This is a genomic window from Mesorhizobium sp. M0052, from assembly GCF_040323255.1.
Taxonomy (GTDB): domain Bacteria; phylum Pseudomonadota; class Alphaproteobacteria; order Rhizobiales; family Rhizobiaceae; genus Mesorhizobium.
Map to the genome: position 1 here is coordinate 380,718 of NZ_JAMYUS010000001.1, position 14,759 is coordinate 395,476.

Annotated in this window: 16 protein-coding genes; 9 read left to right on the top strand and 7 right to left on the bottom strand. The window is 64.5% G+C overall.

Annotated elements, in window-relative coordinates:
• Positions 1-96 precede the first annotated feature (96 nt).
• Positions 97-507, bottom strand: a complete 411-nt coding sequence (locus NKJ77_RS01880) for a DUF2214 family protein (protein WP_352534067.1) — start codon at positions 505-507, stop codon at positions 97-99.
• Between the two features lie 141 nt (positions 508-648).
• On the opposite strand from NKJ77_RS01880, the gene NKJ77_RS01885 reads away from it, so the two are divergent.
• From NKJ77_RS01885 to NKJ77_RS01895, 3 genes are all read left to right on the top strand, one after another.
• Positions 649-879, top strand: coding sequence for a YdeI/OmpD-associated family protein (locus NKJ77_RS01885; RefSeq protein ID WP_352534069.1), 231 nt, complete (start codon positions 649-651; stop codon positions 877-879).
• A gap of 141 nt (positions 880-1,020) precedes the next feature.
• Positions 1,021-1,560, top strand: a complete 540-nt coding sequence (locus NKJ77_RS01890) for a GNAT family N-acetyltransferase (RefSeq protein ID WP_352534071.1) — start codon at positions 1,021-1,023, stop codon at positions 1,558-1,560.
• Positions 1,561-1,680: 120 nt separating this feature from the next.
• Positions 1,681-2,781 (top strand): OmpA family protein, encoded by a 1,101-nt coding sequence (locus NKJ77_RS01895; RefSeq protein WP_352534073.1) that lies wholly within the window; start codon positions 1,681-1,683, stop codon positions 2,779-2,781.
• On the opposite strand, the gene NKJ77_RS01900 is transcribed toward NKJ77_RS01895, so the two are convergent.
• Complete coding sequence (locus tag NKJ77_RS01900) at positions 2,768-3,541, bottom strand: IclR family transcriptional regulator (protein WP_352534075.1); 774 nt, start codon at positions 3,539-3,541, stop codon at positions 2,768-2,770. The genes NKJ77_RS01895 and NKJ77_RS01900 overlap by 14 nt on opposite strands.
• Before the next feature lie 206 nt (positions 3,542-3,747).
• Here NKJ77_RS01900 and NKJ77_RS01905 point away from each other — a divergent pair, with 206 nt between their 5' ends.
• From NKJ77_RS01905 to NKJ77_RS01925, 5 genes are all read left to right on the top strand, one after another.
• On the top strand, positions 3,748-4,725 hold the full coding sequence (locus NKJ77_RS01905; protein WP_023691946.1) for a Bug family tripartite tricarboxylate transporter substrate binding protein: 978 nt from the start codon (positions 3,748-3,750) through the stop codon (positions 4,723-4,725).
• A gap of 125 nt (positions 4,726-4,850) precedes the next feature.
• Positions 4,851-5,387: a tripartite tricarboxylate transporter TctB family protein gene (locus NKJ77_RS01910; protein WP_023700086.1), complete on the top strand. Its 537-nt coding sequence runs from the start codon at positions 4,851-4,853 to the stop codon at positions 5,385-5,387.
• Between the two features lie 4 nt (positions 5,388-5,391).
• Positions 5,392-6,915, top strand: a complete 1,524-nt coding sequence (locus NKJ77_RS01915; protein ID WP_023733580.1) for a tripartite tricarboxylate transporter permease — start codon at positions 5,392-5,394, stop codon at positions 6,913-6,915.
• Between the two features lie 15 nt (positions 6,916-6,930).
• A complete protein-coding gene (locus tag NKJ77_RS01920; RefSeq protein ID WP_031262138.1) occupies positions 6,931-8,109 on the top strand; it encodes a CaiB/BaiF CoA transferase family protein in 1,179 nt (392 codons plus the stop codon).
• Complete coding sequence (locus NKJ77_RS01925) at positions 8,106-8,972, top strand: citryl-CoA lyase (protein WP_352534078.1); 867 nt, start codon at positions 8,106-8,108, stop codon at positions 8,970-8,972. Before NKJ77_RS01920 ends, NKJ77_RS01925 begins: the two co-directional genes overlap by 4 nt.
• A gap of 6 nt (positions 8,973-8,978) precedes the next feature.
• Here NKJ77_RS01925 and NKJ77_RS01930 read toward each other — a convergent pair whose 3' ends face one another.
• Both NKJ77_RS01930 and NKJ77_RS01935 read right to left on the bottom strand, forming a co-directional pair.
• A complete protein-coding gene (locus tag NKJ77_RS01930) occupies positions 8,979-9,455 on the bottom strand; it encodes an NUDIX hydrolase (protein ID WP_023669717.1) in 477 nt (158 codons plus the stop codon).
• 120 nt (positions 9,456-9,575) lie between these two features.
• Positions 9,576-9,848 (bottom strand): hypothetical protein, encoded by a 273-nt coding sequence (locus NKJ77_RS01935; protein WP_023669716.1) that lies wholly within the window; start codon positions 9,846-9,848, stop codon positions 9,576-9,578.
• Between the two features lie 248 nt (positions 9,849-10,096).
• Between NKJ77_RS01935 and NKJ77_RS01940 the strand changes: the two genes are divergently transcribed.
• Positions 10,097-10,687 (top strand): invasion associated locus B family protein, encoded by a 591-nt coding sequence (locus tag NKJ77_RS01940; RefSeq protein WP_023669715.1) that lies wholly within the window; start codon positions 10,097-10,099, stop codon positions 10,685-10,687.
• A gap of 15 nt (positions 10,688-10,702) precedes the next feature.
• Here NKJ77_RS01940 and NKJ77_RS01945 read toward each other — a convergent pair whose 3' ends face one another.
• From NKJ77_RS01945 to kdpC, 3 genes are all read right to left on the bottom strand, one after another.
• Positions 10,703-11,395 (bottom strand): response regulator transcription factor, encoded by a 693-nt coding sequence (locus NKJ77_RS01945; RefSeq protein ID WP_023704189.1) that lies wholly within the window; start codon positions 11,393-11,395, stop codon positions 10,703-10,705.
• Entirely contained in the window at positions 11,392-14,124 is a 2,733-nt protein-coding gene (locus tag NKJ77_RS01950) for a DUF4118 domain-containing protein (protein WP_352534080.1), read from the bottom strand. Before NKJ77_RS01950 ends, NKJ77_RS01945 begins: the two co-directional genes overlap by 4 nt.
• A gap of 67 nt (positions 14,125-14,191) precedes the next feature.
• Positions 14,192-14,758 (bottom strand): potassium-transporting ATPase subunit KdpC, encoded by a 567-nt coding sequence (gene kdpC / locus NKJ77_RS01955; RefSeq protein ID WP_023710827.1) that lies wholly within the window; start codon positions 14,756-14,758, stop codon positions 14,192-14,194.
• Between the last annotated feature and the right edge of the window lies 1 nt (position 14,759).

The following is a 14,759-nucleotide window of genomic DNA, read 5'->3' on the forward strand; positions in this document are numbered from 1 at the left end:
GCGATCAGTGGGGAGTATGCCCGGAGGAGATGGGTTTGGTGTTGGCGTTGCTTCAATAACCGTAGCCGCGCGCCATCGCCGCCGCGAAGATCGGGATCAGCAGGAAGATGAAGGCTTCGGCGCGCCATAGGTCTTCACCGAGGCGAGTTCCGCAACCGGCACCTGAAAGCCGGGATTTGCACTGGCTTGCCGGTTCCAGGAGATGAAGCGGATGGTCGGGATGATCGACAGCAAGCCAACGATGCCGAATGCCGCCATCTTGGTCCAAAACACCCAGTTGTAGACATAGAACTCCCAGCCCTTCAGGCCGTAGATGACGCGGCAGATGCCGACGATGATGATCGACATCGCGAGGATGCCGTAGTGGCGGTCGATGCCGGCAAGCCGCTTCAGCGTGGCGGCGGAGAGGTCGCCGCGGATCAGGACAAATTCGGCGCCAATGATGCCGGCCAGCGAGAACACCAGCAGATGATGGAAAATGGCAAGCACGAGATCGGTGGTGTCCATGGCGTTCTCCTCCCATTGGCGGTATCGAGACCGGCCCTTGCCGGACCGGTTGCGAAAGGTAGCATCGTTCGGCAGAATTCCCAGAGGCGGACCTGGGTTGGACCATCGGCGTCGCCATCCTGACAGCTGGGGTTTTCTGAAATGAGCGGACTGAAGCGCGCCCTGAACCCGATGCCGGACGACATCCGCATCGCCCTGACCGAAAAAGCACTGACAGCGGCCTACGAGGCGCGGCCGGACTACCAGAAGAACGATTATCTCGGCTGGGTCGCCCGCGCCAAACGCAGCGACACCAGGCAGAAGCGGCTCGACCAGATGCTGGACGAATTGCGGCGCGGTGGGCTCTACATGAAGATGGTCTGGCACGGCTGAAAGTAAGCCGACGCTGTTCGCTTCGACCGCCTGGTCGCGCCAGGCCGTTCGGAAGCTTCCCTGGCTGAATGATGATCCGGCTTGGCCCTTGTCCGGGCGCGCTGGTTGCTAAGCGCTGACCTTCAACGGAGGCAGAGTTTCATGGGCAGTCCAAAAACAGCCGGCGTCCCGGTTCTCCAAACGGAACGGACCATCATGCGGGCGCACCGGATCGAAGACTTCGACAACTATGCTGTCATGTGGGCCGACCCCGTCACCACCCGTTTCATCGGCGGCAAGCCGCGGACGCGGGAGGAAAGCTGGATGCGGTTCCTGCGGCATGCCGGCCTGTGGTCGCTGCTTGGCTACGGCTTCTGGGCGGTCGAGGACAAGGCCAGCGGTCGCTTCATCGGCGAGGCCGGATTCCACGATCTGAAGCGCGACATCGAGCCGTCGCTCGAGGGCATTCCGGAAGCCGGCTGGGCGCTGGCGCCGCAAGCGCATGGCAAGGGTCTTGCCAGCGAAGTCGTCAGAAGGGCCCTGGCCTGGGGCGACGAAACCTTTGCCGGCGCGAGAACCGTCTGCATCATCGATCCGGAAAACACCGGCTCGTTGAACGTCGCGGCAAAGTGCGGCTACACCAAGGTCCTGGAAACCACTTATCACGATGGGCCGACGATCCTGCTCGAACGGCGGGTGTGAAGCGCTTCATCGACGCAATTTCCACGTTCTGCTAGGGTTGGCTATTCTAATCTAGCTACGCAATTCCTGTGGGAAAACCGCTCACACTTTTCCTGGAATTGCTCTTTGGGGGAGCCGACCATGCGTGCGATCAATGCGATATTTCTGAAGCTTTTCTGGGCGGGGCTGCTGCTCCTGGCGGCCGTGCAACTGGCGGGCGCCGATGCGACGGTGCCGACCGCCGACATCGAGGACGGTGCCGACAATCATCTGGCCAAGCGCTATGAGGGGTCGTTCATCGTCTCCTACGAAAAATTCGCCTATACCGATTTTACAGTGCCGCTGTCGCCGCTGAAGCCGAGCGCCGATCCGGATGCCCGTGACACGATGAACAACCGTGTGTTCGCGCCGGACAAGAAGGCCGAGGTCGAAGGCGCGCTGACCCGCATCGTCTATGTGCTGCCGGCCGAGCGCTCCCCGCTCGAAGTGCTGCGCAACTACCAGGATGTGATCGCGGCCGCCGGCGGCGAAGTCCTGTTCGAATGCAAGAAGGAAGAGTGCGGCGGCGCCGCCGACCGGTCGTCGAGCGGTGGCGGCGGCGACATGAGCCTGATGATGTATTTCTTCCATGAAAGCGACGTCAAGGACGCGGCCTTTTCCAATGGCGCCTGTGCGGTAACCACCGGTATCAACGACCAGCGCTTCTTCGCTGCCAAGGTGCCGCAGGATGGCGGCGACGCCTATGTCACTGTTCAGGCCTATTCGCTGATCGACGACCTCTACTGCAAGGAACTCAACGGCCGCACCATCGCCGTCGTTCAGGTGCTGGAGCCCAAGGCGCGCGACAAGAAGATGGTGGTGGTCGAAGCCGCCAAGATGGCGGATTCGCTGTCGGCCACCGGCTCCATCTCGCTCTACGGCATCTTCTTCGACACCGACAAGGCCGACATCAAGCCGGAATCGGAACCGACGCTGAAGGAGATCTCGACGCTTCTGACCAACGAGCCCGGCATGGCGGTGATCGTCGTCGGTCATACCGACAACCAGGGCGCCTTCGACTACAATATCGATCTGTCGTCGCGGCGGGCGCAGTCGGTGAAGGCGGCGCTGGTCTCGAAATACGGCATCGATGGCGGCCGGCTGACCGCCGCCGGCGCCGGCATGATGGCGCCCGTCGCCAGCAATGACGGCGAAACCGGCCGCGCCAAGAACCGCCGCGTGGTGCTGGTCAAGGCGAACTGAGGCCGATCAGGGTTTCAGCGCCGGCTAGGCGCGCTGCCTGCTCCAGCATCGAGGCATCCTCGCCGAAGGCGCGGGTGGCGCGAGCGGCGGCCTCCAGCAGGTCCGGTGTCATGCGGCGCAGGAACGCCGTGTCAACGCGTGTCGACGGGCCGGCGAGCGTCAAGGCGCCGAGCAGAACGCGGCCCGGTCCGAACACCGGCACCGAGACGCCCGCCGTCTCAGGGTCGCGGTCGCCGATCGACAGATAGTGGCAGGCGTTGCGGATGGTCTCGTATGGTTCGCCCGGCTGGCCTGAAAACGCTGCCAGCACGCGGCCGCCAGAGCCGGTGAGCAACGGCAGCAGGTCGCCTTCCCGGATCGTGTAGCGGATCGGGTGCTTGGATTCGACGCGGTAGAGACAGGTGCGGGCGTCGCCCGAGCGGACATAGAACGCCACGCTTTCCCAGCTGCGTTCGGCAAGATCGCGCATGATCGGCAGCAGGATGTCGACCGCCACGACCGAGCGCTGGTAAAGCGCGCCAAGCCGGAAGGTGGCGGGTCCGATGCGGTAGCGGCCATCGTCGAGCCGCTCCAGCAACTGCCCGCGCAGCAATGAGTTCGCCAGCCTCAAAATGGTGCTTTTGTAGAGCCCGGTGCGCGCCGCGATCTCGGCCAGGCTGAGCGAGCGGTCGGCGGTCGCGAACGCGTCGAGAATGGCGATCGCGCGGTCGAGCGCGGCAACACCATCGGCCGGCAACGGCTGGGATCGCGCTTCGGTCATCTCACGAACAGTTTCATTCCAGTTTACCTGCTCGGACAAAGGCCGGCCGAAGCGATTGTGCCGCACATCCATGGTTCTGTCTAGTAGAACAGCGTTCCTGTTGACAGAACGTACCGAAATCGGCATGAATTTTTGCCGAGCGGGTCTGTTTTCAGGCTACGTTTCTGGCAGGCACCGGAGGAGGTGTCGTGATTTGGAGGAATCCCATGCTGAACAGACGCAGATTTTTGATGAGCACCGCGGCCGCAGGCGCTGCCGGATTCGTTGCAACGCATTTGACGCCCGCTTTCGCTCAGGATGCACCGCAGATCCAGATCTTCGTGCCGGCCGCGCCCGGCGGTGGCTGGGACCAGACGGGGCGCACCATCGACCAGGTGCTGCGCAGTGAAAAACTGATCTCCGGCTCGCAGATCACCAATGTCGGCGGCGCCGGCGGCACGGTCGGCCTGCCGCAGTTCATCAGCCAATGGAAGGGCAAGGGCAATTCGCTGATGGTGGCCGGCATGGTCATGGTCGGCGCCATCATCGCCAACAAATCGGCCAACAACCTCTCCGAAGTGACGCCCATCGCTCGCCTCACCGGCGAGTTCGAGGCGCTGGTAGTGCCGGCGGATTCGCCGTTCAAGACGGCCGGCGATTTCGTTGCGGCGCTCAAAGCGGATCCGACCAAGGTTCCGGTGGCCGGCGGCTCGGCCGGCGGCTCCGACCACATCCTGTTCGGGCTGATCGCCAAGACGGTCGGCGTTCCGGCAACCAACCTCTCCTATGTGCCTTTCGCCGGCGGCGGCGAGGCGCTGTCGGCGCTGCTCGGCAACCAGGTGGCGGCCGGCATTTCCGGCTTCGGCGAGTTCTCCGAGCAGGTCAAGGCGGGCGCGCTTCGGCTGTTGGCGATCTCCGCCGACAAGCGCCAGGACGGCATCGACGCACCGACGATGAAGGAAGCCGGCATTGACGTCGAACTGTTCAACTGGCGCGGCGTCTTCGCACCGCCAGGCGTCTCCGACGCCGACAAGGCGGCGATGGTCACGATGATCGAGACCATGGCCAAGAGCGATGCCTGGGCAGCCGAATGCAAGAACCGCAACTGGACGCCCATCCTGCTCACCGGCGACGACTATGCGAAATTCCTCGTCGACGACACCGCCCGCATCACCGCGATCCTCAAGGATCTCGGCCTCGCCTGATGTCTTCAGGGGCGGCCACGGCCGCCCCTTCCGACATTCGCCTGCGGCATGGACATATCATGCGCTGGGAGTGAAACTGCGGATGCGGCCGGCGGGAGGATGCCGGCCATCTCGGGAGGACATCGATGAGCACCAGCGACCAGCAGCCGGCGCCCCCGCGCCTTGCCATGCCCGAATTGTTGATCGGCATCGGGCTTCTCGCCTGTGCCGCGGCCGTGGCTTGGCAGACCCTGGCGATCCCGGTTTCGCCGCTCTATTCCAAGGTCGGGCCGACCGTCTTTCCCTACATCACCATGACAGGCATGATCGTGCTTTCGCTGCTGCTCATCGTCGCCGCGCTGCGCGGCGGCTGGCAGCCGCAGGAAGAAAAGGAGACGCCGACCGACTGGAAGGCGATGGGCATCGTCGTTGCCGGCCTGGTCGCCAATCTGGTGCTGATCCAGCCGCTCGGCTTCACCGCCGCCTCGGTCATCATGTTCGTGCTCGTCTGTTATGGCTTCGGCAGCAAGCACACGCTGCGCGATGCGCTGACCGGCCTGATCCTGGCGCTTGCCGCCTATTTCGGCTTTGCCAGGGCGCTCGGCGTCAACATTGGCGCCGGCTTCATCGAAAACCAGCTGAACACGGTGATCGACGCGATCATCGCCACTGTGAGGGGCTGACGCCATGGAGACGCTCGGCCATCTCGCCCACGGATTTTCCGTCGCTTTCTCGCCGATGAACCTGCTGTGGTGCCTGGTCGGCACCACGCTCGGCACCGCCATCGGCGTGCTGCCCGGCCTCGGGCCGGCGCTGACCATCGCGCTTCTGTTGCCGATCACCTACCAGGTGGCGCCGGAGGCTTCCTTCATCCTGTTCGCCGGCATCTATTACGGCGCCATGTATGGCGGCTCGACGACCTCGATCCTGCTCAACACGCCGGGCGAAAGCGCCACCATCGTCACCGCGCTGGAAGGCAACAGGATGGCCCGCTCGGGTCGCGGCGGCGCGGCACTGGCGACCTCGGCGATCGGCTCCTTCGTCGCCGGCACCATCGGCACGATGGGCGTCGCCTTCCTGGCGCCGGTGGTGGTGAAGTTCGCGCTCGCCTTCGGGCCGGCCGAATATTTCTCGCTGATGGTGCTTGCCTTCATCACGGTGTCGGCGGTGCTCGGCTCGTCATCGGTGCGCGGCCTCACCAGCCTGTTCCTCGGCTTCGTCATCGGCATGATCGGCGTCGACCTGCAGACGGGACAGCCGCGCTTCACCTTCGGCATGAACGAACTGCTCGATGGCGTCGATGTCATCATTGCCGCGGTCGGCCTGTTTGCCGTCGGCGAGACGCTCTACATGGCATCGCGCCGCTATGCCGGCAAGGACGAGATCGTGCCGCTCAAGGGCTCGCTCTACATGACCGCGGCCGAATGGGGGCGCTCGTGGAAGCCATGGCTGCGCGGCGCTTTCATCGGCTTCCCGATCGGCGCCATGCCTGCCGGCGGCGCCGAGATCCCGACCTTCCTGTCCTACGCCATCGAAAAGAAGCTGTCGAAGCACAAGGAGGAGTTCGGCACGGTCGGCGCCATCGAGGGCGTTGCCGGACCGGAAGCCGCCAACAATGCGTCTGCCGCCGGCGTGCTGGTGCCGATGCTCACCCTTGGCCTGCCGACCTCGGCGACCGCCGCAATCATGCTGTCGGCCTTCCAGAGCTACGGCATCAATCCGGGACCGCTGCTGTTGACGACGCAGGCCGATCTGGTCTGGGGCCTGATCGCCAGCCTGTTCATCGCCAACGTCATCCTGGTCGTCCTCAACCTGCCGCTGATCGGGCTGTGGGTACGGCTGTTGAAAATCCCGGCGCCGCAGCTCTATGCCGGCATCCTGGTGTTCGCGACCGTCGGCACCTACGGCATCTCGCAATCGCCGATCGACCTCGTCATCCTCTATCTCCTGGGGGCCGCCGGCTTCCTGATGCGGCGCTTCGATTTCCCGACCGCGCCGGTCATCATCGGCATGATCCTGGGGCCGCTCGCCGAAACGCAGTTCCGCCGGGCGATGACGATCTCGAACGGCGACTGGTCGGTGTTCTACACACACAAGCTGTCGCTGGTGCTGCTGATCCTTGCCTTCATCGGGCTCGCCGGTCCGCATATCTGGGCCTTCATCGAGCATCGGCGCCGGCGCGGGCCGGAGCATGTGCCGGGCGATGCCTGAGCGACCTGGAGCATCATGACCGATCTGCTTGCCGGCATCCGCATCCTCGACCTGACCAATGTGCTGGCGGGCCCTTATTGCGCCTACCAGCTGGCGCTGCTCGGCGCCGATGTCATCAAGGTCGAGACGCCGCAAGGCGGCGATCTGGCGCGCCAGCTCGGCGCCTCGCCGGCGCTCAACAAAGCCGGCATGGGCGCGTCGTTCCTGGCGCAGAATGCCGGCAAGCGATCGGTGGTGCTGGATCTCAAAAGCGAAGCCGACCGCGAACGCTTCCTCGATCTCGTCGCCTCGGCCGACGCGCTGGTCGAGAATTTTCGACCGGGCGTGATGGGGCGGCTGGGTCTCGGCTATGAGGTGCTGAAAGCGGTCCGCCCCGGTCTCGTTTATTGCGCCATATCCGGTTTCGGCCAGAGCGGGCCGATGCGCGACAATCCGGCCTACGACCAGATCATCCAGGGGCTGTCCGGTATCATGAGCATCACCGGCACGCCGGAGACAGCACCCTTGCGGGTCGGCTATCCCGTCGCCGACACGCTGGGCGGGCTGGTCGGGGCCTTCGCAATCGCCGCGGCGCTGGTCAAGCAGAAGACCTCGGGCGAGGGCGCGTTTCTCGATGTCTCGATGCTCGAATGCACGCTGTCGGCGCTGGGCTGGCCGGTGTCCAACTATTTGACCGCCGGTGTCGAGCCGCAGCCGATGGGCAATGAGAACATGACGGCTGCGCCCTCCGGCGCGTTTCGCACCGGCGACGGCCTGCTCAACATCGCCGCCAACAAGCAGGAGCAGTTCGTCACGCTTTGCCGGCTGATCGGCCAGCCGGAACTGGCCGACGATCCGCGCTTTGCCGAGCGCGAGACGCGCAAGCAGAACCGCGCTGTGCTGAAGGTGCTGATCGAGACGGCCTTGGCGAGCGCCTCGGCCGCAGCCTGGGAGGAAAAATTCAACCGCGCCGGCGTGCCGGCGGGCCGGGTGCTGACGATCCCGCAGGTGCTTGGCGAGCGCCAGGTCGTCGAGCGCGACATGACCACGCGTTTCCAGGGTCTGCCCGGCATGGCGCAGCCGCTGACCGTGGTGCGCGGCGGCTTCATGGTCGATGGCGCGGCACCCTTGCCGGTCCTGCCGCCACCGGTGCTGGGTGAGCATATGGACGAGGTTTTTTCCACCCTGCCGCCGCGCGCCAGGAGAAGCGCGTGAGCGAGAGAAAAACCGGCCGCGAGCGCGGCGAGGAGTGGTGGCAGACCGGCATCATCGAGATGAGCCCCGGCATCATCCGGCTGCGCGGCTATGAAATCCAGGAGCTGATCGGCCGCGTCAGCTTTCCGGCAACGATCTGGCTGATGCTGCGCGGCGAATTGCCGAGCAAGGAGCAGGCGGCGCTGCTCGGCATTGCGCTGGGGGCGGCCGTCGACCACGGGCCGCAGGCGCCGTCGATCGCCATTGCCCGCATGGCCATCACCTGCGGCGTCGGCATCAACAGCGCCATGGCGTCCGCCGTCAACGTGCTGGGTGACGTGCATGGCGGCGCCGGCGAACAGGCGCTGTCCTTCTATGGCAACATTGCCGTGGCACTTGACCAGGGTGTTGCGCTGGACCAAGCCGTAGCCGCACGGCTCGACCGTTTCTTCGCCGAGGAGAAAGGCTATGTGCCGGGATTTGGCCATCGCTTCCACCCGGTCGATCCGCGCGCGCCGCGCCTGATCGCAGTGACGCGCGAGTTTGCCGCGCGCGGCGTCGTCAGCGGACGCTTTGCCGACATCGCCGAGGCCGTCGAATCAGAGGTGGCACGGCGCAAGGGGAAGAAAATACCGCTCAACATCGACGGCGCCACCGCCGTCATCTATGGCGAGCTCGGCTTTCCGCCGCCGTTGACGCGCGGCCTGTTCGTGCTCTCGCGCTCGGTCGGCATCCTGGCGCATGCATGGGAACAGTCGCAGCAAAGCGAGCGCAACAAAGGGCCGCTGCCGCGCGAATGGCTGTGGGCCTATACGGGCACGCCGCTGCGGCCATTTCCCGCTGAGGGGGATGAGGGTCCCGCTGAAGGGGACGAGGGCAAGTGAGGTTGGTCAGGCCGGGTCCGGCACTGCCGGCTGAGGCGGCGCCAGGTTGGCCATCAGCGTCGAGAGATCCGGCTCATCGATGAGCAACGCCGCGTCCTGCGGCTTGAGCCATGCCCGCTGGCGGCTCTTGGCCTCCTGCCAGTTGGCCAGTTCCTCGGACACCTCCAACAGATAGACGACGACGTCGACGCGCACAAAATTGTGCTCCAGCCGTTTCCAGTAGGAATAGCTGCCGGCAGGCGCCTTGCGGGTCTTGCCGAGCACGCCGGCTTCTTCGCGCGCCTCGATGGTGGCGGCCTTGCGCCCGCTCTTTCCTTTCATCGGCCAGCCCTTGGGCACGATAAAGCGCTTCGTCGCTCGCGACGTCACCAGCATCACTTCGAAATTGCCTGAAACGTCCAGACGAAAGGGAATGGCGGCGACCTGGCGAATGCGTTCGCCTCGCCTTGCCTTGCGTACCGCCTTTTTCTTCGTCGTCGCCATGTGCTGAAAATCCGGTCGGCGGGCGCACCGCCGCACGCCGCCTGCAAACCCTGATATGCCCGCGAGGCAATGAGCATTTTTAGTAAATAAGTCGACTAAGTAAATCGCAAGCGACCGATATCAACGGCAAACACGCACAATCTGGTTGTTGACGATCTGAATCGGACAAGCTTGCCGGACGACGGGCACTTCGGGGCGCGGCTGCGGCACGATCCGACGGTCCTGCTCGCGATATTGCTGCTGCTGTTGCTGGAACTGCTGCCGCTGCAGGCTGTTGCGCAATTGCTGCAGCTGGTTCTGCTGGATCAGCCGGTTGGCGCTGGGATTGACGGACTGAGCCGCAGCAGATTGCATGATGCCGGCGAGCGTTGCCGCCGCCAGCATTGCCGACATGAGAACTGTCGATAGGCGAAGCGTCGACATCAGTTCATTCCCGTACAGATATAACCTCCTCTCTATATAGGGCGTTCGTCTCGATCTGCCATGGGCCGGTCTGCCATGGGCCGATCTGCCACGGGTTGGCGAAATCCCTGAGGAAGCGGCCCGGCCGCACTTGACAGAAAAGATCGATTGACCGCTCTATCGGGCGCGGATCTCGGGCTCAATCGCTGCTGACTCGAGGCACAATCGGGAGCATATTGATGAAAAGCAGGCAAGTATATTTCGCGGCGCTACTGGGCAGCATCTGTATTCTTGGCCCGGTGGCAGTCGCGGCGCAAACCAAGACCGACAAGGCGGCGCCTGCCGCCGCAGCGCCCGCCCCTGCTGCCGGCCCGACATTGCCTGGCGGCGCCTCGGCGCTGTCCGAGACACATGGCGACTGGACGGTCAATTGCCAGGTAACCGGCACGGCCAAGGTTTGCAGCCTGTCGCATCAGCAGTTCAACAAGCAGTCCAACCAGCGCCTGCTGGCGATCGAGCTGTCGAGCAAGAGCGGCGAGGATGCCGCCGGAACGCTGGCGCTGCCGTTCGGCCTGGCGCTCGCCAAAGGAGTCAGCCTGACCATCGACGACCAGAAGCTGGAAGGCAGCTTGCCGTTCAACACCTGCCAGGCCGTCGGCTGCCTGGTGCCGGTGGCGTTCGATGCCAGCGTCACGCCGCTGCTCAAGGCAGCCACCACGCTGAAGATCGACGCCTTCGCGGCCGACACCGGTCAAGCGGTGAGTTTCACTATCCCGCTCAACGGCTTCGGCGGCGCACTGGCACGGACCGCGGAACTCTCGGCGGACTGAGCGGAAAACGTCCGGTCACTCAACCTCGCGCAGCCGGTACCCCACCCCGGTTTCGGTGGTGATGTAGCGCGGCTGGTCGGGTGATTTTTCGATCTTCTGCCGGAGCTGGCGGACATAGACCCTCAGATACTGCACGTCGGTCGAATCGCCCCACACCTGCTTCAGAATGAAATGGTGGGTCAGCACCTTGCCGGCATGCTGCACCATAATGCGCAATATGTCGTACTCCTTGGGGGAGAGCTTTATCTCCTTGCCTTCGACCTTGACGATGCGCTTGACCAGGTCGACGCTGAGATCGCCGGTGTGGAACACCGGCTTTTCGCCCTGCTGCTGGAATTTGTGGCGCAGCGCGACGCGGATGCGGGCGACCAGCTCGTTCATGCCGAACGGCTTGGTGATGTAGTCGTCAGCGCCGAGTTCGAGCGCCGCGACGATGCCGGCTTCGTCGGTGCGGCTGGACAGGATGACCACGGGCACGTCGAGGCCGTCGCCGCGCCATTTGCGCAGGAGGTCGAGGCCGCCCATGCCGGGCAGGCCGAGATCGAGCAGGATCAGATCCGGCTTTTGCGCGTCGACGAGTTCGATCGCAGCGTTGGCGTTGGGCGCTTCGCTGACCGCATAACCCTGGCTGCCGAGGCCGACGCGCAGCAGTTTGCGGATCGGCGGCTCGTCATCGACGACCAGTATGCTGACGTTGGAATTTGTCATGCCGGATCACCAGATGCTTGCTCGTCCACACCTGATACGTCCGTATCGGACGATTGTACCAACCTCGGCATGCGGATTGTGAGGACTGCGCCCGGGCGATCGCTGCGGTTCGCCGCCATGATCGTGCCGCCCATCGCCTCGATGAAGCCCCGGCAGATCGACAGGCCGAGCCCGGTGCCGGCCTGGACCTGATCGCGCTTGCGCACCCGGTAAAAGCTGTCGAAGACGCGCTCCAGGTCGGCGGGCGGAATGCCCGGTCCCTCATCCATGATCTGCAGCACGACGGAGCCATTGTCGGCCCAGCCCTGCAGCCGGATTGTCGATCCCGGTGGCGCGTATTTCGCGGCATTGTCGAACAGATTGAACAACATTTGTTCGAACAGCACGGGATCGAGCTTCAGCATCGGCAGGTCGGCCGGAATATCAACCTCGGTCTTGTGTCCGGCAGTGATCTTGCGCGCCCGTTGCAAGGCCGAGCCGACGACATCGCCGACATAGTGCAGGGCGAAATTCGGTTCCATGGCGCCCGATTCAATCTTGGTCATGTCGAGCAGATTGGCGATGAAGCGGTTCAGCCGTTCGGACTCGTCGAGCACGGTGGTCAGCAGCTCGGCCCGATCGTTCTCGGGCAGTGCCGGCGCAAATTCCCTGAGCGTGCCGGCCGCGCCCATGATGGCCGCCAGCGGCGTCTTCAGATCATGCGAGATCGACGTCAGCAGTGCCGAGCGCAAGCGGTCGGCCTCGGCCGCCAGCCTGGCGCGATCGACATCGGCGACCAGCTGGATGCGCTCGATGGCAACCGCCGCCTGGTCGGCCAGCGCGTCGAGCAGGCGCTGTTGCTCGGGCGTCAAGAGCGGCCCCTGCTTGTCATTGTCGAGGCCGACGACGCCGATGGCGGTACGGCCGGTCCGCAAGGGCAGGTAGAGCCGTCTTGCCCCGGGCAGGGTATCGGCGCCACGGCCGGCAGCCCGGTTGTGTTCCCAAGCCCAGCGTGCAGCCGCTATGTCGGCCTCGGCCAGCGTGTCATCGGGGGGATAACCGGCCTTGACGGTGATCGTGCCTTCTTCCGGCAAAAGCAGCACCACCCGCAGCTTCAGCATCGAGGCGATCTGGAAGGCTGTGGCCCACAAAACGTCGTCGAGCGTGCCGGCGCCGGCGAGCTTCTTTGAAAAGAGGTAGATGTCCTCGGTGGCCCGGGCGCGTGAACGGGCGGCGGCTGCCTGACGCTGCACACGCGCCGTCAGATTGCTGGCGATGACGGCAACGACGAGGAAGACGGCGAAGGCAACGATGCTCTCCGGATCGCGGATCGTCATCGTGTAGCGCGGCTCGAGAAAGAAGAAGTTGAAAGCAATGGCGCTGAGGAAACAGGCGTACAGCGCCGGCCACAGGCCAAAGGTCACTGCCGATGTCAGCACCGCCAGCAGCAGCACGCTGGCAAGGTTGCGAACGTCGAGGAACTGATCGAGAACGGCGCTGACGGCAAGCGCGCCGGCGACATAGACGGTCGAGAAAAGATAAGGCCAGATTTGAAATGGCGTCTGCTCGGCCGCCGCCTTGACCCTCGACGTGGCCTCGTGGTCGCGCTCCGTTCCTGAAATGACATGGACGCTGATATCGCCGGCATTGCGGATCAGATCGTAGGTGAGCGAACCCTCGATCAGTTCGCGCCAGCGCGAGCGGGTCGGCCTGCCGACGACGATATGGGTGAAGTTGTTGGCCATGGCGTGGCGGACGATGTCCTGGGCGACGTTCTGGCCCGGAATGGTCGTCACCTCGGCGCCGAGCTGCTCGGCCAGGCGCAAGAGCGTGGCCAGCCGGTCCTTATCTTCCTCCGACATGGCGGCCGAACGCGGCGTGTCGACATGCAGCGCCGTCCACGGTGCGCGCAGCCGGTCGGCCAGCCGGCGCGCATAGCGGACACGAGACGCTCCGCCCGGACGCGCATCGACGCAGACGAGCACCCTTTCGCCCGCCGCCCAGGGGCCGGGAATGGCGTGCGACTGCATGTGGTTGAGCAACTGCTCGTCGACGCGCTGGGCGGTGCGGCGCAGCGCCAATTCCCGAAGCGCGGTCAGATTGCCCGGCGAGAAATAGTTTTCGACTGCGCGCTGGGCAGTGTTGGGGAAATAGACCTTTCCCTCTTTCAGCCGCTTGATCAGGTCGTCGGGCGTGAGGTCGATGATCTCGATGTCGTCGGCCTGGTCGATGATGGAGTCCGGGACCGTTTCGCGCACCCTGACGCGGGTGATCTGCGCCACGACGTCATTCAGGCTCTCGACATGCTGGATATTGAGCGTGGTGTAGACGTCGATGCCGCGCGCAAGGATTTCCTGGACGTCGAGATAGCGCTTGGGGTGGCGGCTGCCGGGTGCGTTGGTGTGGGCGAGTTCGTCGACGAGCACCAGCGCCGGCCGGCGGGCGAGGATGGCGTCGATGTCCATCTCATTCAGCACGCGGTCCTTGTAGTCGACCTTCTGGCGCGGGATGACCTCGTAGCCTTCGACCAGCGCCAGGGTTTCCTTGCGGCCGTGGGTTTCGACGATGCCGATGACCACGTCGATGCCGTCGGCAAGCATGGCGCGGCCGGCCATCAGCATTTCGTAGGTCTTGCCGACACCGGGTGCAGCACCCAGAAATATCCGCAGGCGGCCGCGCTCTTCCCGTTCCGCATGCTCGAGCAGCGCGTCCGGAGAGGGTCTGGTATAGTTGCTTCTGGCGTCCGGCATCAGGCTCGATCATGAACGGCGCCGAGGATCGTGTCGATCCCTGGCCCCTGGCTTCAGAGATTGTCTCTCACTGCTTGGTATCGTCCAGTGCCAGGTTGAGCGCCAGCACATTGACGACCGGCTCGCCGAGGAAGCCGAGTTCGCGGCCTTCGACATGGCTGTCGACAAGCGCCTTGACCTTGGCTTCGTCGAAGCCCCTGGCCTTGGCCACCCGAGCGACCTGGAAATAGGCGGCGTCCGGGCTGATGGCGGGGTCGAGGCCGCTGCCGGACGTCGTCACCAGATCCATCGGCACCGGCTGGTTCGGGTTCTCCGCCTTCAGCTTTGCAACATCGCCCTTGATGCGGTCGATCAGCTTGGGGTTGGTTGGACCGAGATTGGAGCCGCTGGACGCTGCGGCGTTGTATCCGTCGCCGGCAGCCGAGGGGCGGCCATGGAAATACTTGTCGTCGGCAAAGCCCTGGCCGATCAGTTCGGAGCCGATGACCGTGCCGTTTTTCTCGATCAAGCTGCCATTGGCCTTGTGCGGAAACAGCGCCTGGGCGATGCCGGTCATGCCCAGGGGATAGATCAGGCCGGTCAAAACGGTGAAAAAGACGATCATGATAACAGCGGGTCTTATCTGAGTGAGCATG